At 68.1% G+C, this 19185-nt stretch carries 18 protein-coding genes and 2 pseudogenes; 9 read left to right on the top strand and 11 right to left on the bottom strand.

The window, feature by feature from the left end; all coding sequences use genetic code 11:
• Positions 1-162: 162 nt before the first annotated feature.
• Together secY and ACFU8W_RS01120 are read left to right on the top strand one after the other, a co-directional pair.
• Positions 163-1473 (top strand): preprotein translocase subunit SecY, encoded by a 1311-nt coding sequence (gene secY / locus ACFU8W_RS01125; protein WP_384031069.1) that lies wholly within the window; start codon positions 163-165, stop codon positions 1471-1473.
• Positions 1461-2090 (top strand): glycoside hydrolase family 15 protein, encoded by a 630-nt coding sequence (locus tag ACFU8W_RS01120; protein WP_384032026.1) that lies wholly within the window; start codon positions 1461-1463, stop codon positions 2088-2090. The genes secY and ACFU8W_RS01120 overlap by 13 nt, the downstream gene beginning before the upstream one ends.
• 108 nt (positions 2091-2198) lie before the next feature.
• Here the strand turns inward: ACFU8W_RS01120 and ACFU8W_RS01115 are convergent, their stop codons facing one another.
• Positions 2199-3200 (bottom strand): helix-turn-helix domain-containing protein, encoded by a 1002-nt coding sequence (locus ACFU8W_RS01115; protein WP_384031067.1) that lies wholly within the window; start codon positions 3198-3200, stop codon positions 2199-2201.
• 470 nt (positions 3201-3670) lie between these two features.
• Between ACFU8W_RS01115 and ACFU8W_RS01110 the strand changes: the two genes are divergently transcribed.
• The 6 genes and pseudogenes from ACFU8W_RS01110 to ACFU8W_RS01085 all read left to right on the top strand — a co-directional run.
• A complete protein-coding gene (locus ACFU8W_RS01110; protein WP_384031065.1) occupies positions 3671-4339 on the top strand; it encodes an HAD-IA family hydrolase in 669 nt (222 codons plus the stop codon).
• Positions 4340-4648: 309 nt separating this feature from the next.
• Positions 4649-5065, top strand: a complete 417-nt coding sequence (locus ACFU8W_RS01105; RefSeq protein ID WP_345515701.1) for a VOC family protein — start codon at positions 4649-4651, stop codon at positions 5063-5065.
• The gene (locus ACFU8W_RS01100) at positions 5062-5187 is read left to right on the top strand and encodes a hypothetical protein (RefSeq protein ID WP_384031063.1); all 126 of its coding nucleotides are present in this window, start codon (positions 5062-5064) and stop codon (positions 5185-5187) included. The genes ACFU8W_RS01105 and ACFU8W_RS01100 overlap by 4 nt, the downstream gene beginning before the upstream one ends.
• 250 nt (positions 5188-5437) lie before the next feature.
• Complete coding sequence (locus tag ACFU8W_RS01095) at positions 5438-7822, top strand: ATP-binding cassette domain-containing protein (RefSeq protein ID WP_384031061.1); 2385 nt, start codon at positions 5438-5440, stop codon at positions 7820-7822.
• A gap of 39 nt (positions 7823-7861) precedes the next feature.
• Positions 7862-8131 carry a VOC family protein gene (locus tag ACFU8W_RS01090; RefSeq protein WP_384032024.1) on the top strand — a complete coding sequence of 90 codons (270 nt, stop codon included), beginning with the start codon at positions 7862-7864 and terminating at the stop codon, positions 8129-8131.
• An 813-nt stretch (positions 8132-8944) separates the two neighbouring features.
• Positions 8945-9037, top strand: a pseudogene (locus tag ACFU8W_RS01085) (IS5/IS1182 family transposase); the annotation flags it as partial.
• Between the two features lie 259 nt (positions 9038-9296).
• Here ACFU8W_RS01085 and ACFU8W_RS01080 read toward each other — a convergent pair.
• The 6 genes and pseudogenes from ACFU8W_RS01080 to ACFU8W_RS01055 all read right to left on the bottom strand — a co-directional run bounded on the left by ACFU8W_RS01080 (position 9297) and on the right by ACFU8W_RS01055 (position 15063).
• On the bottom strand, positions 9297-9659 hold the full coding sequence (locus ACFU8W_RS01080; RefSeq protein ID WP_345515703.1) for a DUF1330 domain-containing protein: 363 nt from the start codon (positions 9657-9659) through the stop codon (positions 9297-9299).
• Positions 9660-10869: 1210 nt separating this feature from the next.
• Complete coding sequence (locus tag ACFU8W_RS01075; RefSeq protein WP_384031058.1) at positions 10870-11451, bottom strand: hypothetical protein; 582 nt, start codon at positions 11449-11451, stop codon at positions 10870-10872.
• 928 nt (positions 11452-12379) lie between these two features.
• Positions 12380-12558: pseudogene (locus ACFU8W_RS01070) on the bottom strand (cytochrome P450); the annotation flags it as partial.
• A gap of 23 nt (positions 12559-12581) precedes the next feature.
• Positions 12582-13259, bottom strand: coding sequence for a hypothetical protein (locus tag ACFU8W_RS01065; protein ID WP_384031056.1), 678 nt, complete (start codon positions 13257-13259; stop codon positions 12582-12584).
• Positions 13260-13457: 198 nt separating this feature from the next.
• A complete protein-coding gene (locus ACFU8W_RS01060) occupies positions 13458-13664 on the bottom strand; it encodes a DUF5988 family protein (RefSeq protein ID WP_345515707.1) in 207 nt (68 codons plus the stop codon).
• A gap of 307 nt (positions 13665-13971) precedes the next feature.
• Positions 13972-15063, bottom strand: a complete 1092-nt coding sequence (locus ACFU8W_RS01055; RefSeq protein ID WP_384031054.1) for a PP2C family protein-serine/threonine phosphatase — start codon at positions 15061-15063, stop codon at positions 13972-13974.
• 279 nt (positions 15064-15342) lie between these two features.
• Here ACFU8W_RS01055 and ACFU8W_RS01050 point away from each other — a divergent pair, with 279 nt between their 5' ends.
• On the top strand, positions 15343-16158 hold the full coding sequence (locus ACFU8W_RS01050; protein ID WP_384031052.1) for a DUF427 domain-containing protein: 816 nt from the start codon (positions 15343-15345) through the stop codon (positions 16156-16158).
• 165 nt (positions 16159-16323) lie between these two features.
• Here ACFU8W_RS01050 and ACFU8W_RS01045 read toward each other — a convergent pair whose 3' ends face one another.
• From ACFU8W_RS01045 to ACFU8W_RS01030, 4 genes are all read right to left on the bottom strand, one after another.
• Positions 16324-16518 (bottom strand): antitoxin, encoded by a 195-nt coding sequence (locus ACFU8W_RS01045; RefSeq protein ID WP_266978394.1) that lies wholly within the window; start codon positions 16516-16518, stop codon positions 16324-16326.
• 94 nt (positions 16519-16612) lie between these two features.
• Positions 16613-17710, bottom strand: coding sequence for a hydrogenase expression/formation protein HypE (hypE, locus tag ACFU8W_RS01040; protein WP_384032022.1), 1098 nt, complete (start codon positions 17708-17710; stop codon positions 16613-16615).
• Positions 17711-17723: 13 nt separating this feature from the next.
• Positions 17724-18848, bottom strand: a complete 1125-nt coding sequence (gene hypD / locus ACFU8W_RS01035; protein WP_384031050.1) for a hydrogenase formation protein HypD — start codon at positions 18846-18848, stop codon at positions 17724-17726.
• Positions 18845-19165 carry a HypC/HybG/HupF family hydrogenase formation chaperone gene (locus ACFU8W_RS01030; protein ID WP_384031048.1) on the bottom strand — a complete coding sequence of 107 codons (321 nt, stop codon included), beginning with the start codon at positions 19163-19165 and terminating at the stop codon, positions 18845-18847. Before ACFU8W_RS01030 ends, hypD begins: the two co-directional genes overlap by 4 nt.
• Between the last annotated feature and the right edge of the window lie 20 nt (positions 19166-19185).

Here is a 19185-nt window from a genome sequence, read left to right as displayed (position 1 = left end):
AAGTGGTGACGAGTTTGTGATCGTGGCACGCTTCGCACTACGGGACAGCCCTTGGCGCAGCCATACGTTCCGACGAGGTGTTCCCCGGTCGGAAATAGCCGATGCGGCCATCCCTCGACACGATCATCTCTGACTCGCCGGCGCAGAGGCGAAGGAGGCATCTTGCCCACCGCGATCGTCCGCGTATTCCGGACGCCCGAACTGCGCAATAAGGTGCTCTTCACGCTCGGCATGATCGTCCTTTACCGCTTCGGGGCACACATTCCGATCCCCGGGGTGAACTACGGGAACGTCCAGGCCTGCATCAATGCAGCACAGGCCGGCAGCAGCCGTCTCCTCGGTCTGTTGAATCTGTTCAGCGGCGGGGCACTGCTACATATCGCGGTGTTCGCACTCGGCATCCTGCCGTACATCACAGCGAGCATCATTCTTCAGTTGCTGACCGTCGTCATCCCGAAGTTGGAAGCGCTCAAAAAAGAGGGCTCGGCGGGGCAGGCGAAGATCACCCAGTACACGCGCTACCTCACGGTCGCACTCGCCGTACTGCAGGGCACAGGTCTGGTCGCAACCGTCCGGAGCGGCGCCCTGTTCAGCGGCTGCCCGGTCGCCTCGGACATCGTGCCGGACAAGTCGATCTTCATGACCGCCATCATGGTGCTCACCATCGCCGCAGGTACAGCCTGCGTGATGTGGCTCGGCGAGCTGATCACGGACCGCGGTGTAGGCAACGGCATGTCGATCCTGGTGTTCGTCTCGACCGCGGCCACCTTGCCCGGCACGCTGTGGGCCATCAAACAGAACGGCAAGATCGCCGGTGGCTGGATCAACTTCGGCAGCGTCATCGCCGTCGGATTCGTCATGGTGGGCTTGGTCGTCTTCGTCGAGCAGGCCCAGCGTCGCATCCCGGTGCAGTACACAAAGCGGGTGATCGGCCGGAAATCCTACGGTCACGCATCCACATACATCCCAATGAAAGTCAACCAAGCGGGCGTGATTCCGGTCATTTTCGCGTCGTCTCTGCTGTACATACCACAGGTCATTGCACAGTTCTCCAGTTCGACCTCGGGGTGGAAGGCGTGGATCGAACGCAACTTCGTCATGGGGGACGACCCCTACTACGTAGCCGCCTATTTCCTGTTGACGGTCTTCTTCGCATTCTTTTACGTGTCGATCACGTTCAACCCCCAGGAAGTCGCAGACAACATGACGAAATACGGTGGCTTCATCCCGGGAATCCGAGCCGGCCGACCCACCGCCCAGTACCTGGGCTATGTCCTCAACAGGATGACGTGGCCGGGAGCTCTCTATCTGGGGGTGATCGCATTGGTGCCAACAGTCGCCTTTGCGAGTTATGGCGGTGCCAGCAGCCTCAGCGGAACAAGCATCCTCATCATCGTGGGTGTGGGTCTGGAAACGGTGAAGCAGATCAACAGCCAGCTCCAGCAGCATGATTACGAGGGATTCCTCCGCTGATTCCCGAGCCTCCTTTCCCGCTCCCACAGCACTTCCTCTACTCAAAGCTCATGTGCTGGGTCGCGCTCGACCGTGGACTGGCCCTCGCGAAGGAGCTTTCTGCCACGGACCGGGTACCGGCCTGGACAGCAGCAAGACAGGAGATCCGGGAAGCGATCGAGGAGAACGGCTGGAGCGAGAAGGTGGGCGCCTACACCCAGGCATTCGGCTCGGACGTGCTCGACGCATCGGTACTGATGATGCCCATCATGGGCTTCGTCCGTGCCGACGCACCACGGATGCGATCCACGATCGACACCATCCGCGACCGGCTCACCGATCCAGAAGGCTTCGTCTATCGCTACCAGGTCGCGGATGACGGGTTGCCCGGCCGTGAGGGATGCTTCCCCCTGTGCACCTTCTGGCTCGCCAAGGCCTTGGCCCTGGCGGGGGACGTGGCTGCCGCCCGTGACCTCTTCGACCACGCTGTGGCCTGTGCGAACGACGTCGGGTTGCTCGCCGAAAAAATCGGTACCGGCAGCGGTGAGATGCTCGGCAACTTCCCCCAAGCGCTCAGCCACATCGGTCTGGTCAACGCCGCGTGGGCGATCTCAGAAGCCGAATCGGCGGCCGACTGAACAACCTCTCGGCCCCTCACGCCCACGTCTGCTCGCACATTGCTTCGTCCTGCAGTCGGCAGGCCAAGGGTCGGGCGATGCGCGCTCATGTGGACCTCCCTGCGGGCGCTACATCCAGTTCCGGCGGGCGGCCTGCCACGCCAGCTGCATCCGTGTGGTCGCGCCCGCGACGGCCATCATGGCTTGGATGCGTCGCTGCACGGTGCGTCGGCTCAGCCCCATCTGGCTGGCTATGGCCTTGTCGGCCACACCTGCGACAAGGAGTGACAGCAGCTGACGATCGGTCGCCGACAGCTCGTGGCCACGAGCGGCCCCGTCCGTGCCGTCGACCGTTCCGGACTCACTCACGTGCAACGGTACGGCGTCCACCCAGTAGCGCTCGAACAGAGCGACCAGGGCCTCCAGCAGGTTGCTCCCGCGGACCAATGCTGTGGTCGGCTCTTCGGAGCTCCCACCGGGGCCGCCCGGCACCAGGGGACAGATGGCAATGGCCCGGTCGGCAACGGCCAGCCGCAGCGGAAGGTGCGGGACCGCACGGGCCATCTCCCCCGCCCGTACGCCGTCGGCAACGTTGTCAACAGCACCGGGGTCGTCGAAAAACGCCCGTTCGTACAGGACGCGGTAACGCACGCCCCGGGCGAGAGCGTCGAACTCGGCCTGGTTGCTTCCCGAGGGCATGGCCACGTACTGCGCCTTGCAGAACCACAGCATCTCGTGGCGCGTACTGTCCTGGATCTGGCGCAGATGCTGGCGCAACCCTTCGGCGCCGGTGATGACTTCGATCAGCTGGTCGGGGTCCCTTCGACGCCTGGTACGCCGGTACGTCTCCAGCAGATCAGTGACCGCCGCACGGGCCTGGTCGAGGGAGTCGGACTGCCTCTGGAGGTGCGGCAACAACGCGACGTCCGGAGGATTGGCGACGAAGCTGCGGGGCGTGCGGTCCGTCCCGCTGGCCAGCCCTTTGGCTTTGAGCGCCGCGAGCACGCGCTCAACTTCCAACGGCACCAGACCGGATTGCTTCGCAATGTCGTCAGCCGACGCGGTGGGCATCGTCACGAGAGTCCGGTAAACGGCTTCCTCAGCCGGGGTGAGACCCGCTGCCTCCAGCATCGTGTTCCTTTCCGCCCCTGCTGACGGCCTACAGGGTGCGAGGAGGAGTATGTCGGAAGCGCCCGACAACCGTGCCTTGCCGGAACGGAATCGACAACAGGCAACCGCACTATACGCCCTGATCGCGCCGCAATCGAAGGCCCCGAAGGACAGCGGGGTGCGGGGTCCCATGTGCCCCGGCGCCCGCCCCCGGCAACCTCTGCCGTCGGTCCTGTGACATCCCCATCACCACGCGAGCAGGCGCGCTCGACGGTCTGCCGAACACTGCTACCGGCGCTGTCCGTAGCAGTGACACGCAGGGGCACGAACAGGTCGCCCCTGCAGCCGCGGAGGCCGCGAGTCCGTGGCGCTGAACCCATTCGGACCACGCCCCTGACCCGGGGCTCATCGGGCCAGGTCCTGCCGCCGTGTTGTGCTCGTCGGCAGGCACGTCGTAGTCGAGCCGAAGCGGCGGATGGCATGATCACGACGTGACCAGCGAACACGCTCGACCTGTTCCCCGGAAGTACGTCCTTTTTGATGTCGACGGCACATTGATCGACGCAGTGGCGAATCAGCGGCAGGTCTGGGGGACTTGGGCGGTGCGATACGGACTGGACCCTGATGAGGTCTACCGGGTGGCGCTGCGGACGCGGCCGATGGAGACCTTCGCGGCAGTCGCTCCGGATCAGGATCCGCTGGAGTGCCTGGCGGCCTTGCACACGTTGGAAGACGAGGACGTACGGTCCGGTTTCTATGCCGCCTTCGACGGTGCGCCGGAGTTGCTGTCCGCTCTGCCCTCGGGCTGCTGGGGTCTGGTGACGTCGAACTACGAGCACCGGGTGCGCGGGCGGTTCGCCCGGACCGGTCTGCCGGTTCCCGACGTGCTGGTGGATGCCGCCGCCGTCGAGGAAGGCAAGCCGTCACCGGTCCCCTACCTACTGGCTGCCGAGCGACTCGGGGCCGGGCCTGAGCACTGTCTGGTCATCGAGGACGCGCCGTCCGGTGTGAAATCCGGGCTGCGTGCCGGAATGACGGTGTGGGGAGTCAACACCCCAGTCGCGGTGGAAGGTGTGCACCGCCACTTCGGGAGCCTGCGCGAAGCAGTGCCCGAAATCCTCGCATTCACCACCGGAGCACCCGGGGATTCCGCAATCTGAGCGATCCGTCTTCCGCTTCAGGCCGCCGGTCTCCTGCTCCGGCATCGGTGCAGGCGAGGCCGCGGCAGTACTCGCGTCCGGCTGCGGCGGGCCGACCTGAGCGTGACGGAGGTCTGCTTCGCGGTCGGCTGTACATCGCCGGGGTCGTTCAGCTCTCGCTTCACCGAACCGGTCGGCGAGCGCCCGAGCGCGTACCAGGCCCGAGCCGTGACGAGGGCGCCGCCCTCCTGGCCTGTGTCGCCAAGATCCACACGTGACCGGTCAGGAATGGAGAAGCGAAACCTGACCCCCATCCGTAGCGTGAAGCGCATGGACATCAAGCTTTCACAGTGCTTCATCGCCGTCGACGACCACGACAAGGCGATCGCCTTCTACCGGGACGTTCTCGGCCTGGAGGTGCGCAACGACGTCGGGTTCGAGGGTATGCGCTGGGTGACCGTCGGCTCGCCGTCGCAGCCGGACGTGGAGATCGTCCTCGAGCCGCCGCTCGCGGACCCGAATGCCTCACCCGCCGACAAGGAGGCCATGGCGGAACTGCTGGCGAAGGGCCTGCTGCGCGGTGTCATCTTCAGGACCGACGACTGCGACGCCACCTTCGAGCGCATCCGCGCCGCGGGTGGCGAGGTGCTGCAGGAGCCGATCGACCAGCCGTACGGCGTCCGCGACTGCGCCTTCCGCGATCCCTCCGGCACCATGCTGCGCTTCAGCCAGCCTCGCAGGCAGTGAACTCCGGTCCCACGGACCGGGCGCTACCCGGCCGGCGAACCCCGCGCCGCAGCCAGGCCCCGCGCGAGGTGAACGAGATCCCCGACCGCGAGCTGATGCGCGATGGTCGCTGGTTGCTCTGACGCCTCGGCCGGGCGCGCCGCGTGGCCGGGTACCGGAGGCGTCACGGGCCCAAGCGGCGTGGATGCCTTGGTTCTTGCGCCGAGCGCGACCCCGGCCGACACCGCCGATCTGGTAGACAGCGGACCGTTGCCGCAACCACGCCGACGAAGGAGAACCAGGAGTACTCCTCGAAGCTGGTCGGATCGAGCCAGGCGACGCCGACGGAGACCGCGAAGGCGGCCCCACCCAACAGATGGAGACACGAAAAGCATGGCCAAGAGGACTGACACGCAGTCGACTGCGCTGCACGGTGCCGACAGCCACAATCTGATCCGCGTGCACGGCGCGCGCGAGAACAACCTCAAGGACGTCAGCATCGAGATCCCGAAGCGCCGGCTGACGGTATTCACCGGCGTCTCCGGCTCGGGCAAGAGCTCTCTGGTGTTCGACACGATCGCCGCGGAGTCGCAGCGGCTGATCAACGAGACCTACAGCGCCTTCGTGCAGGGCTTCATGCCGACGCTGGCGCGGCCCGAGGTCGACGTACTCGAAGGGCTGACGACCGCGATCATCGTCGACCAGCAGCGGATGGGTTCCGACCCCCGCTCCACCGTCGGCACCGCCACCGACGCCAACGCGATGCTGCGCATCCTCTTCAGCCGGCTCGGCAAACCGCACATCGGCCCGCCCAGCGCATACGCCTTCAACGTTCCCTCGGTCCGGGCGAGCGGTGCGATCACCGTCGAGCGCGGTGCCAAGAAGGCGGTGAAAGCGACCTTCACCCGCACCGGCGGCATGTGTACGCGCTGCGAGGGCCGGGGCACGGTCTCCGACATCGACCTCAGGCAGCTCTACGACGACTCCAAGTCGCTCGCCGAGGGCGCGTTCACCATCCCCGGCTGGAAATCGGACAGCTTCTGGACCGTGCGGGTCTACGCCGAGTCGGGCCTCCTCGACCCGAACAAGCCGATCTGCAAGTACACCAAGAAGGAGATGCAGGACTTCCTCTACCGGGAGCCGACCAAGGTGAAGGTCGAGGGCGTGAACCTCACCTACGAGGGGCTGATCCCCAAGATCCAGAAATCGTTCCTGTCCAAGGACAAGGAGTCGATGCAGCCGCACATCCGGGCGTTCGTGGAGCGGGCGGTCACTTTCACCACCTGTCCCGAGTGCGACGGCACCCGGCTCAGCGAGGGGGCCCGGGCATCGAAGATCAATCGGATCAGCATCGCCGATGCCTGCGCGATGCAGATCAGCGACCTGGCCGAATGGGTCAAAGGCCTCGACGAGCCATCGGTGGCGCCGCTGCTCACCGCGCTGCGGCACACTCTCGACTCGTTCGTGGAGATCGGCCTCGGCTACCTCTCGCTCGACCGGCCGTCGGGCACGCTGTCGGGCGGCGAGGCGCAGCGCGTCAAGATGATCCGCCACCTCGGCTCCTCGCTCACCGACGTCACCTACGTCTTCGACGAGCCCACCATCGGCATGCACCCCCATGACATCCAGCGGATGAACGGCCTGCTGCTGCGGCTGCGGGACAAGGGCAACACGGTGCTTGTCGTGGAGCACAAGCCGGAGACGATCGCGATCGCCGACCACGTCGTCGACCTCGGCCCCGGCGCCGGTACCGCGGGCGGCACCGTCTGCTTCGAGGGCACCGTCGAGGGGTTGCGGGCCGGCGGCACCATCACCGGCCGCCATCTCGACGACCGGGCCGCCCTCAAGGACACGGTGCGGACGCCCACCGGGACGCTGGAGATCCGCGGCGCGACAGCGCACAACCTGCGCGACGTCGACGTCGACATCCCACTCGGGGTGCTCGCCGTCGTCACCGGAGTCGCCGGCTCCGGAAAGAGTTCGCTCGTGCACGGGTCGATCCCCGCCGGCGCGGGTGTGGTGTCGATCGACCAGAGTGCGATCCGCGGCTCGCGGCGGAGCAACCCGGCGACATACACCGGACTGCTCGACCCGATCCGTAAGGCCTTCGCGAAGGCCAACGGCGTGAAGCCTGCGCTGTTCAGCGCCAATTCCGAGGGCGCCTGCCCCAACTGCAACGGCGCCGGCGTCATCTACACCGACCTGGCAATGATGGCCGGCGTCGCCACCACCTGCGAGGAGTGCGAGGGGAAGCGGTACCAGGCATCGGTGCTGGAGTACCACCTCGGCGGCCGCGACATCAGCGAGGTGCTGGCGATGTCGGTGACCGAGGCCGATGAGTTCTTCGGCACCGGCGAGGCGCACACGCCGACCGCGCACCGCATCCTCGGCCGGCTCGCCGACGTCGGGCTCGGTTACCTCAACCTCGGCCAGCCGCTCACCACGCTGTCCGGCGGCGAGCGGCAGCGGCTCAAGTTGGCCACCCGCATGGCCGACAAGGGCGGCATCTACGTCCTGGACGAGCCGACCACGGGCCTGCACCTCGCCGACGTCGAGCAACTGCTCGGCCTGCTCGACCGGCTCGTCGACTCCGGCAAGTCGGTCATCGTCGTCGAGCACCATCAGGCGGTCATGGCGCACGCCGACTGGATCATCGACCTCGGTCCCGGCGCCGGCCACGACGGCGGCCGGATCGTCTTCGAGGGCACACCCGCCGACCTCGTCGCCGCCCGCCGCACCCTCACCGCTGAGCACCTCGCGGCCTACGTCGGCAACTGACCGAGACTCTCGCGGACGCCGTGAGGCGAGTTCTCTCCTCTGTTCGAACTCGCCCCACTCGGTGTCCGACAACGATGCTTCAGGACCGACGACTGCCACGCCACCTTCGAGCGCATCCGCGCCGTGGGTGGCGAGGCGCTGCGGGAGCCGATCGACCAGCCGTACAGCGTCGGCGCCTGCGCCTTCCGCGATCCCTCCGGCGCCATGCTGCGCTTCGGCCGGCCTCGCAGGCGGTCAACTCCGGCCCCACGAACCGGGCGCTACCCGGCCGGCGAACCGATGTCGTCGCACACCGCGTCGGCGTGGTGAATCAGCGCGCGGCGTCTGATGCGATGCATCGCAGGACGGAGGGGCGTCCGCATATTGGAGGTATTCGGGCGTTCCGACAACGCGGCGAGGTGCCGTAGCCGACACCGTGTGCCCACCGGGGATGACGGGACATCCCTCTTCACCAGCCCTCCCGTCCGCGCCGCGGGCCCGGCAGACGGACTCTTCCGGAACGCTCCAGCGAACCGGCAAGGTGACGTTCGTCCGGAAGCCCGGAACCCTGAGGAAGAGGAACGGAAAAAATGATGCCGGGCCACGCGAAGAGATAGGGCTCGGCCAGGTAGCGCCAGGTTTCATGGCTGCCGGCATAGGCGGCTCGAGCACATCCCCAAGGGGCCCCTCCCCCACCGGTTCGCCACCGATGCTCCGCTGTGGAGAAATTCTCACCCTCTCCATCCGCATGAGCCTTCCTGGGGTTTCGCATACGGGAATTGCTGATCCAGCGATCACGTCTACCGTGGATTGCGAGAAAGCACTCCAGCAGGGTCGTCATTTCACGCACTCCTCACCCGGGACCGCTTCTCACCTCATCGGTGCGTCACGGATCACTACAGCGGTGAAGCGGCACACCTTCCAAGCAAACCCCTCAGACGGACGTCAGCGACGGCGCCGAACAAGCCGCAACTTCCGGTGAGCCCGCAGATCGGTGCGGTTACGCAACATGGGCGGCCATGCGCGACCTTGAATTCCGGCACCACAGATCCATCGTCGCACTCAAGCCGCCATATTTCGCGCTCCAAATGCAGCGCACCCGCAGGCAGGGATGTCGTCGATGCAGACGCGAATCGACGTGGATCCACCCGTCTGGGCCGCCACCGCCGGGTCGTCGAGCGGTCAACGGTCCGGCTCGTCGGCTGCCGTCGTCTCCGTCGCCGCTGTGAACGCAAAGCCGCCCCCTTGGCGGGCGGCCCCGGGCGCCGGGCATCCGGGGCGGGACTGTGCGGCGCAGGAAACCGTCCGAACGCGTCCGGCCCAGCGCCTGCACCGGCAGATCCTTCAGCAGGCAGGCCGGGCGGGGCACGTCGTATCCGGCGTCCACCCCGATCAGGACGTCAACGCACAGGTGCCGAGACCATCGAGATCGGCGTGAGGCCGGGGTACCGCAGGTGAACCGCCCGTCTCTCGGCCCGGTCCGGCACCGGCCGGATCAGCTGCCGCACTCGGCCGCCGCAATCGTCGCACGGAGCTGCAGCGCGTAGCCGGCAGCCGTGAAGTCCGAGCTGACGCCGTCGACCAGGACCAGATCACTGACGGTCCGGTCCGTGCGCAGATGAATGATCTTCTGATACTCCGGCGAGTTGTACCACGCCTGCGCCGTCTCCATGTCAGGGAACTCGATCAGCACCACCGAGCCCGGCCAGGCACCTTCGAGGACCTGCACCTCGCCGTCAATTGCGAGCCACTTGCCTCCGTAGTGCGCCGTGGTGGCCTCGACCTGTTCCAGATAGGCCAGATTCTCCTCCTCCGGCACGCCAGGGATGCGCAGGTGATTGACCAGATACGTCGACATGGGTACCTCTCCTCGTGGTGATGCTCAACACCGGAGGCGCCGGATGCCAACAGCATCGCGGCCCGACCGGTCCCGGCGTGAACCCCCCTCCGCGGCAAGGCCATCATTGCAACGCACGGACGACGACCAGAAGGACCAGCCGATCCGTACGACACCGTGTCCTTCCTCTTCCAGTCTGCTCTCGAACGCCTGAGAAGCACGGCCCGGCAGTGGGAGCGCCGACCCGGGCGGGTCGCGAGCGTACGTCTCCTGCGAGAGATGGCAGTGCTCGCCGACGACGGAAAACTCAGTCCCCTGGTCGACCCGCGGCGTCGCCCTCCCACGACCGCGGAGACCCACGGGCCGTGAAGGGCGGCTCCGCGAGGGGCAAGGTCGTCATCGGCATCGGGGACTGATCCCGGTGCCGATCGAACCTTCCCCGGGACAGCCGGCCACGTCCCGCGGCCGGCCCCACCCATACGATCGGCGCGTTGACTCATCGCTCCCGAAATCCTGGTGATGCAGGTCCAGTTGCGATCGAGAGCCTCGTCGTCATGGGCCAGGTGTCCAGCACGGTGGCGGCCTGCGCGACCGACGCCACGAGCCCGCGACAGTCACCGATCGCGCCGGCGGGCTCCTGGCCTGCGGGTTTCTCGAACCGGCCGGCGCCTCAGGCGTGTAGTGCCTGTTCGAAGCCGAGACGCCGGCCGGTCACAAGGGGAGCAGGCCCACCGGGACGCGGCATCCCGTTCTGCCGACACGACCCGCGACGGCGTGCCTGCTCGTTCTGTCGGCCCCCCATTACGCCTCACCGGAAACCTCCCAGCCGGTTTCGCGAGGCTTCAGCCGTCCGAGTCAGCCCGGCGCGACATGGGGCACTCGGTCAGGTTTGTTCGGCCGACCTTCGTGGGCCCGCGATATCCGGCGCGGCACCTCGCCGCGTTGTCGCAGTCGCCCACGTACGCCCAGTACGAGGACGATCCTCCGCCTTGTGATGCACCGCACCATACGCCGCAGGCTGATCCACGAAGATCGACCGGAGAGGACCTCACGCCTGGCATGACGAGGCGGATGTATACGGCACCGAGCGCGGGTCGCGCACGTGTGCGCCGGTCAGGGACCGGATATCCGCCGAGAGGTGTCCCTCGTGCGGGAAACCCCGGCCCGATTCCGACGGGCCGGGGTTTCCATGTCATGCAGACCCTGCTCTACCACCTGTGGAAGTGGCCCCTCACCACTCCCTGTCGTAGTGGTCCCGGACCACCCGGAAGCTGCCCACGACACCGTTCTTGACGAACACGCCGCCACGGATGTGCTGACGGGTGAAGACACCGTTGCTGGTGCTCCAGGGACCGACCGTCGCAACCGGGGAACCGTTGTCGCAGGTCGCCCCGCGGAAGAACTCAACGGTCCGGCGGCTCTCGTTACGGATGTTGAAGCTCCGGGCACCCAGACCGCTCACCACCGTGATGCAGCCATCCTCACCACGAGCCGAGTAAGAACGCTCGTTGATGAAGATCCGGCCCTCCTCCTTGTAGCGGAAACCACCACGCTCGTTGCCGCCACCGTAGCCGCCACCGCCGCCACCGCCGTAGCCGCCCTCGTTCCCCTTGCCCCCGTTGCCCCCGTTGCCCCCGTTGCCGGCGTTGCCACCGCCTTCACCACCGAGCGGAGCCGCGTCGGGGGCGGCCTGCTGGACAGACGGAGCGGCCTGGGTGCCGGTTGCCGAGGCGTAGGTGATGCCGGTGGTGGCGAGGACCGCTGCGCCCGCTACAGCGGCGGTAACGGCGAAAGTACGCGTACGCGTGGCCATGTCACTTCTCCCTGCTCTCAGAGACGCCGGCTGGGCAGCCGACCTGTGACGAACGTACTGACAGCCTGATTATCTGTCATATCGGGCATATCGAAGGCGTGGCACCAGAGAGCCAACCGGGTGTACGCACGGCATCTGTCGCAAGGCGAGTTCACATCTGACGCTCCGTCAAAAAGTAACATAGCATGACCATCTGGCACATGATTAGGCTTTACGGGCGACATCCTGACGCCCGCTCACCCTGTCGGCAGCACGCCGCCGGACTCCGGCACACAGAAAACCCCGATCCCCGGCGCGCTGAAAGGCCGTCATCAGCGCCCACCGCGCCGCGTGGAATCCTGCGGCGGCCGATCGCATCCCCTCCCGCACCAAGATCGCGGCACCACCCGCCGAGCACGTCCTGCCGAAGCCGGCCGTCGCAGCCCTCTCACCACCCGGCGCGCCGACGTCGCGGTGCCAACCGGGCCGCAGCCCCGTCCGGCCCATCGACAACATGCCCGTACAGCTGTTTTCGGTACGCCCACGACGGCAATGCGGCGGGGCACCCGTCGGACACCACGTGGGCTTGAGACCTGGCAACCTGCGGCATGCGGTGCCGGGACAACCTCCGGGCCGTCCGCAGACACACCGCATCACCACAGGCAGGCACCGCCGGGCGGTCTGGGCGGCACACCCAGCCGCAGGATCGCCTCGTGGACCATGGCGCCCGAGGGAACCCGGAATTCGCCGGCGGAACGGGGCTCAAGGCCGGCGGTACGCGCCCGGAGCGCCCTGGGGCGGATGCATCGCGCGTGAGACCGGGCGCTCCTGAGGTCCGCCGGCTGCACGGCGTTCTTCCGAGGTGTCGTGTTCGGCCACGGCCTGCCCGCCCCAGCACCGCGCAGTCCGCCCCCTCATCCGGCTGACGACATGACCGGAGAGTCGCTCCCTACGGGCGGAGACCGTCGAACGTGATGTTCAGACGGCGGGGGCCGCGCAGGACCGCGTTCTGCCGGTAAGGGGCGGGTCCGCCACCAAACGAGGGTTGTCGAGCCTGCGGGCCGGCACGGTCAGGGCGAGCTGCGCCTCCAGCCGGGCGAGCGGCGCGCCGAACGAACTGTGGATGCCGACCCGTGGGGCCGGGACCACAGTCAGGACGCATCCGCGGCATCGGGCCCGGTGGTGCCGCTGACCACGAGAATGTAGCCGCTGACGACCAGGGACCAGGCCGGGAAGACCAGCTCCGCCCAGGCGATGTCGGGCGCCACGAAGAGCAGCGCCAGGGCGACGAGGAGGCCCAGAAGGGTGAGCCACCGCGGAAAGACCCCGAGGCGATGCCCCAAGGTCGATGTCGTGAGCGTGAACACCGCAGCCATCCGCATCGCGTAGTCCGTCAGCATCGTGTACGCGAAGTGGCGGCCGAAGTCCCAGGACGGCAGTCCCGGGTCGTTCCCGGACGGGACTCCGACGGACAGCACGCCTGCGGCGGCCGCGGCCGCCCCGAACAACGAGGCCACGAAGATCAGCCCGCTGCCCAGAAAAACGGTGGTGACGAACTTGTCCTCCGCTTGCCCGACGTGGGAGCGCAGCACGCCCACGAACCACAGAAAGAAGATGCCCGCGAAGGGGACGAGGGCGAGCGCCGTCCTCACCGCGCTCCGGCGCGAGGAATCGTTGAATCCTTCAGCGGTCAGCGCGCCCTCGTCCTCGGGGATCGCCAGCCGGATCAGGATGATGGCGGCCGCGAGCAGCACCGCGAAGACAACTCCGGCCAGCCCGGCCGCCCGCGGAGTCTGCAGCGCCTGCCCCTTCCTCCCTTGTGGCTCCATGAGCGCTCGCTTCCTCTCCTGGGGGCCCTGGGACCAGCAAGCAGCCGCCTGCCCGGACGCGCCACCGGAAGGCGGCCGAACGGCATACCTCGGCGGACTCGTCGACAGTGCGGGAGCCGGGCTGGAGATGCGCACACGTCGGTCGGACGGACAGTGCGTACGTATCGGGCGGGCGGGAAGCCCGTACCGGTGTGGCGCCTATCCCGGGATTTCCGTGCGTTCCCACCATTCGTAGATGGGCAATTGGCCCTCGGCGGTCTCCTGGTGACGCGTCGTTGCCTTGAAGTGCTCGTACCCACCGCGGAACGGGATCTTGAGGTCCGGCACCGGTGTGGTGAGGGGAACGATCCGGTCGGGAAGGTCCTCGGGGCCGCCCTCGAGGACTGCCTTCGTTGCATTGGTCATGCCGAAAGTCTCCCCGGACAGGGGTCCGGCTTCTCCGTGACGCGCCGAAAGGCCCGCTCCGCGTCCCCTCCCGGTATCTCCGCAGCAGCCCCGGGTGCCGGAGAGGGACCCGGTGGCGTCCGGAGGACGGGGTCCGGCGCTTGCCCGATGGAGCCGACGACGGTTCCTCGGCCTCCACGGATTCGCCGCAACAGGACGCGCCCTCGGGCGCCCCCGCCCCGCGGAAGTGCGGCAACATGTCGGCCGGCCTCGGACATGGACTTCGGCAGTCCCTGGTCGCCGGTCTGCGGCTCGCCGAAGACGCACGTCACGCGTACGGGCGGTGCAGGGCCAGAAGCGCCTGGTCGTCCTGGCGTCTGCCGCCCGCATGACGTCGTACGTCGCGGACCAGTGCGTCGAGGGTCTGTGACGGCGTGGCGGATGTTCCGGTGCGCGTGCCGCACCGGAGCAGGATGGGCAGTCGGGTGGCGGCGTCGTAGAACGTGCCGGCGGCATCCCTGGCTTCGGTGATTCCGTCCGTGTAGCAGAGCAGGGTCGATCCGGGCGGGAACGAGAAGCTGTCGATGGGGAAGACCCAGTCCCCCAGCGTGATCATCCCGAGGGGCGGCGCTTCCTGCGAGGGTTCGAGGACCGTGGCCGTCCCCTGCGGGTCGAGAAGCAGCGGCGGCGGATGGCCACGGTTCACCACTCGCACGACATTCAGATCGGTGGAGAACTCCGCGACCAGAGCGGTGGTGAAGCCCTCCTGCTGTTCCAGGCCCCCGCGCCGTCCTCCCTCGCGCACCAGCGCACGCTCCAGCGCGAGCACGAGCTGACCGAGGTCCTCGGCCTCGTCCGCGGCGTACCGGAAGGCGCCGATGTCGGCGCAGACGGCGTTCACCGCGCCCAGTCCCTTGCCGCGCACGTCCCCGACCATGAGGCGGGTGCCGTGCGGGGTGCTCTGCACGACGTACAGATCCCCGCCGATCATGGCCTCGTTCTCGGCGGGCACATAGCGTGCGGCGATCTCCAGACCGTCCAGCCGTGACGGTGGGCGGGGCAGAACGGCGCGCTGTGCCACGGCAGCGATGTGGAGTGCACGCCTGGTTCTGGCGTTCTGACGGTGCAGAGTGCGGTTGATGAGGACGGCGAGCACGGTGACGGCGAGGAGAGTGACCTGATTGGCGACGCCCCGGTGCCAGCCGAAGGTGCCGTCGACCCTCGTCAGTCCGGCGTGCACCACCATCGACACGAGGCCCACGGCGACAATGCCCCCCGGCATCAGTAGCGGAGCGGCCGAGACCGGCGCTGCCATCAGCAGCGGGGCGGACGTCACGTTGGGCGGTGTCGCCAGGTCGGTCACCACGGCCAGCACGATGACACCGACAGGGATCCACGGGGCTCTCCTCTGCTGCACCACTCCCCCACGTTCCACGGAAGGCGCGCGAGCCGCATCCCGGACGGCCCGGCCAACCGGGGGATCCGCAGGCGCCCGCGTGCGGACATTCGTACGCTGAGACAGCCAAGTCCTGTACCCCTTGGGCTGCGGGTCAAGGGGACGGCCGGTCACCGGCCCTGGCCGGTGACCGAACCGGACCGGGCGGGCGCATGGAGCCGGCTCACGCGCCCCGTGACCGGTGGACCGCCGCAGAGACCAGGACGCGCACCTCGATTCAGTACTTTCGCGCAGGAGGACCTCGTGACCACTCCACCCGCCCCTGCCGTCGAGCGCCGTCACCCGGTACCGGACACCGTCCTCACCTGGGAGCCGAGCGAGCGCCGGGTGCGCGGGAAGAAGGGCACGACCGTCGTCGTCGACAGCCGCCGACCGGTCCTCGTGTGGGAACCCGGCCATGCCGTGCCGCTCTACGCCTTCCCTCGGGACGACGTCCGCACCGATCTGCTCCGCCCGGCGACCGACCCCGACGTGGGTGCGCACTCCGGCTCCACGGTCTTCTACGACCTCGTCGTGGACGGCGTCGCGGAGCCCAACGCCGCATGGGCCTTTCCGGGCGCCGAACTCGCCGGACACATCGCCTTCGAATGGTTCGGACGCGTCGGCGTAGGCCCTGATCACTGGTACGAGGAGGACGAAGAGATCTTTGTCCATCCCCGCGACCCGTACTCGCGCGTGGACGCGCTCCGCAGCTCTCGGCACGTGCAGATCGAGATCGACGGAACTCTGGTCGCGGACACCCGCAGCCCGGTGCTCCTCTTCGAGACACGCCTTCCTGTCCGCTACTACATCCCCCGCGAGGACGTCCGCCTCGATCTGTTCACCCCGACCGGCCTGCGCACGGGATGCCCGTACAAGGGGACGGCCGAATACTGGTCCCTGACCGACACGGACAGCGACGCACCGGCGCATGTGGCATGGAGCTACCCCGACCCCGTCCCGGCCGCGGGGGCGGTCAAGAACCTCATCGCGTTCTACAACGAAGCCGTCGACATCATCGTGGACGGCGAGCGGATGGAACGCCCGGCCACCGGCTTCACCCGGCGTCCGGGCCCGTAAGGACGCGCCGCATCGGGCTCGTGCGAGCCCGGTGCGGCGTCGTCACCCCGGAGCCGGTGCCCGCGCACGACCCGTACGCATCCTCCGCCGGCAGCGGGCACGGGAATGGGGCGCAAGGGATCATCGTCGGGCGTCCGCGCGATCCGCAGGAGCACGGCGGCCTGGTCAGGGCTGCGGCGGCCGGTCCTGCCCCTGCTCCGAACCGAACTCGTCCTTGAGCTTGTCCTGGGCCGTGTCGACCTGGCCGGTGTACTTGCCCTGCGTCTTGGTGTCGATGGCGTCACCCGCCTTGTCGATGCCCTTTCCCGCCTGGTCCTCGTGGCCCTTCAGCATGTGCTTGATCTTGTCCATCATGGACATGGGTGGTCCTCCTCAGCGAGTCTCCCCCACCTCTCCAGGGTCGCCACACGACGCCGCTCCCGCATCCGCGCGAGCGGTCCGCAGAACCGTCGGATCAGCAGATCCGCGGCAGCTGTTCCCCGATCGGCAGGTCGACCACGCGCGTCCCGCCGAGCCCGGTGCGGGCCACGACCATGCCGGGATGCGCCTCCACGGCCTCGCCGATCACGGTCGCCTCCGCTCCCAGCGGATGAGCCCGCATCGCCTCCAGAACGGCTTCGGCGTGCTCACGGGGGACGAACGCGACGAGTTTTCCCTCGTTGGCCACGTACATCGGGTCCAGGCCCAGGACGGCGCAGGCGTTGGCCACGGCCGGCGGGACCGGAACGTTGCGCTCCTGAATGACGACACCGGTGCCCGAGGCCACCGCGATCTCATTGAGTGCCGCGGCCAGTCCGCCACGTGTGGGATCGCGCAGGACATGGAGGTCGGGGGTGACCGCGAGCATGGTCTCCACCAGCCCGCCCAGGGCCGCGCAGTCGCTCTCGATCTCCACGCCGAACTCGAGGCCCTCGCGCACACTCATGATCGCCACGCCGTGCACGCCGATCGCACCGCTGGCGATCACGACATCGCCGGGGACCACTCGCTGGGGACGCAGATCGACGCAGGCCGGGACGAGGCCGATCCCGGCGGTGTTGATGAAGATGCCGTCGCCGTGACCGGCGTCCACGACCTTGGTGTCGCCGGTCGCCACCTCGACGCCCGCTCTGCGCGCCGCCGTGCCCAGCGCGTCGGCCACGCGTGCGACGACCGAGAGCTCGACGCCCTCCTCCAGGATGAAACCGCAGGAGAGATAGGCGGCCCGGGCTCCGCTCATGGCCAGGTCGTTGACCGTGCCGTTGACCGCGAGGTCACCGATGCTGCCGCCGGGGAAGAACAGCGGCCGCACGACGTACGAGTCCGTGGAGAAGGCCAGCCGGGCGCCGCCCAGCGACACCACGGCGGAGTCGGCCAGCTGCGCGAGCACGTCGCCCCCGTAGGCGGGCGCGAAGACGTGCTGGACCAGTTCGGCCGAGAGTGCGCCACCGCCACCGTGGCCCATCACCACTCGCGGCTGGTCGCGCAGGGGTGCGGGGCAGGTCCATGCCGTGAGGTCGAGTACGGGCGCCTCGCCGGGGACGTCCGCGGTGGCGGTGACCGTGGTGTTCAGTGCTTCGGTGGTCTCAGACAACGGGGCTCGTCTCCCTGGGTGCGGTCCTGATGTCCAGGCGCCGGTAGAGGTAGTACGCGGCGCAGGCGCCCTCGCTGGAGACCATGGTGGCCCCGAGCGGGTTGCGCGGGGTGCAGGTGGTGCCGAACGCCTCGCACTCGTGGGGCTTCAGCAGTCCTTGCAGGACCTCACCGCTGCGGCATTCGGCGGGCTCCTCGGTGGCGATGCCGGTGACGGAGAAGCGGTACTCGGCGTCGTAGTCCCGGTAGCGGGTGGAGAGCCGCCAGCCGCTGTCGGGAATGGTGCCGATACCGCGCCAGGCGCGGTCGGTGACTTCGAAGACGTCCTCCAGCATGGTGAGCGCCGCCGGGTTCCCGTCCGGGTGCACGGCGCGGGGGTACGCGTTCTCCACGGTGTGCTCACCGCGCTCCAGCTGCAGGACGGTCCGCCGTACGCCTTCGAGGATGTCCAGCGGCTCGAAACCGGTGACCACAATGGGGACCTGGAACCGTTCGGCCAGCTCCGGGTACTCCCGCATGCCCATCACGCTGCACACGTGGCCGGCGGCGAGGAACCCCTGCACCCGGCAGCTCGGGGACTGCATGATCGCCTCGATGGCCGGGGGGACCCGCACATGGGACACCAGCAGGCTGAAGTTCGGAATGCCGAGCCTGCGCGCCTGATACACCGTCATGGCGTTGGGCGGTGCGGTGGTCTCGAATCCGATCCCGAAGAAGACCACCTCGCGGTCGGGGTTCTGCTGGGCGACCTTCAGGGCGTCGAGCGGCGAGTACACGATCCGCACGTCGCCGCCCTCGCTGCGGACCCGGAACAGGTCACGGCCGGTTCCCGGGACCCGGAGCATGTCCCCGAACGAGCAGAAGATCACCTCGGGGCGGGAGGCGATCTCCAGCGCCTTGTCGATGACCTCCAGTGGCGTGACGCAGACGGGACAGCCCGGACCATGGATCAGTTCGACCTGGTCCGGCAGGAGTTGGTCGATACCGTGCCGGATGATGGTGTGCGTCTGTCCGCCGCAGACCTCCATCAGCGCCCACGGACGGGTCACGATGGAGTGGATGTCGTCGAGCAGCCGACGCGCCAGGTCCGGGTTCTGGAACTCTTCGATGTACTTCACCGCTGAACCTCCTGCGGTACGTCGGCGGCACCGGTCGGGGACGTACCGCCGGCCTCTGCGGCCAGTTCCCACGGATCTCCGAACTCCTCCTGGAGCAGACCGAGTTCGGCGAAGAGGTCGAGCGTCTTCCGTGCCGACTCCTCGTCGAGTCGCTGCAGGGCGAACCCCACATGGACAATGGCGTATTCACCGACCTGGAGGTCCGGCAGATATTCCAGGCACACCTCCTTGACCACACCGCCGAAGTCGACGGTGGCCATCCGGGTACCGTCACGTTCCTCGATGTCCATCACTCTGCCGGGTACCGCCAGGCACATGGCTGCTCCTTGCTGTGGGG

The organism is Streptomyces sp. NPDC057565 (assembly GCF_042801455.1).
Classification (GTDB): domain Bacteria; phylum Actinomycetota; class Actinomycetes; order Streptomycetales; family Streptomycetaceae; genus Streptomyces; species Streptomyces yanii.
This window is presented reverse-complemented; position numbering and strand designations above follow the sequence as displayed.

Coding starts and splice junctions, on each gene's coding strand:
- ACFU8W_RS01065 (WP_384031056.1), bottom strand. CDS start 13,259: ATGGAGCCACAAGGGAGGAAGGGGCAGGCGCTGCAGACTCCGCGGGCG.
- ACFU8W_RS01105 (WP_345515701.1), top strand. CDS start 4,649: ATGGACATCAAGCTTTCACAGTGCTTCATCGCCGTCGACGACCACGAC.
- ACFU8W_RS01115 (WP_384031067.1), bottom strand. CDS start 3,200: ATGCTGGAGGCAGCGGGTCTCACCCCGGCTGAGGAAGCCGTTTACCGG.
- ACFU8W_RS01075 (WP_384031058.1), bottom strand. CDS start 11,451: ATGGCCACGCGTACGCGTACTTTCGCCGTTACCGCCGCTGTAGCGGGC.
- ACFU8W_RS01030 (WP_384031048.1), bottom strand. CDS start 19,165: ATGTGCCTGGCGGTACCCGGCAGAGTGATGGACATCGAGGAACGTGAC.
- ACFU8W_RS01080 (WP_345515703.1), bottom strand. CDS start 9,659: ATGTCGACGTATCTGGTCAATCACCTGCGCATCCCTGGCGTGCCGGAG.
- ACFU8W_RS01045 (WP_266978394.1), bottom strand. CDS start 16,518: ATGTCCATGATGGACAAGATCAAGCACATGCTGAAGGGCCACGAGGAC.
- ACFU8W_RS01095 (WP_384031061.1), top strand. CDS start 5,438: ATGGCCAAGAGGACTGACACGCAGTCGACTGCGCTGCACGGTGCCGAC.
- ACFU8W_RS01060 (WP_345515707.1), bottom strand. CDS start 13,664: ATGACCAATGCAACGAAGGCAGTCCTCGAGGGCGGCCCCGAGGACCTT.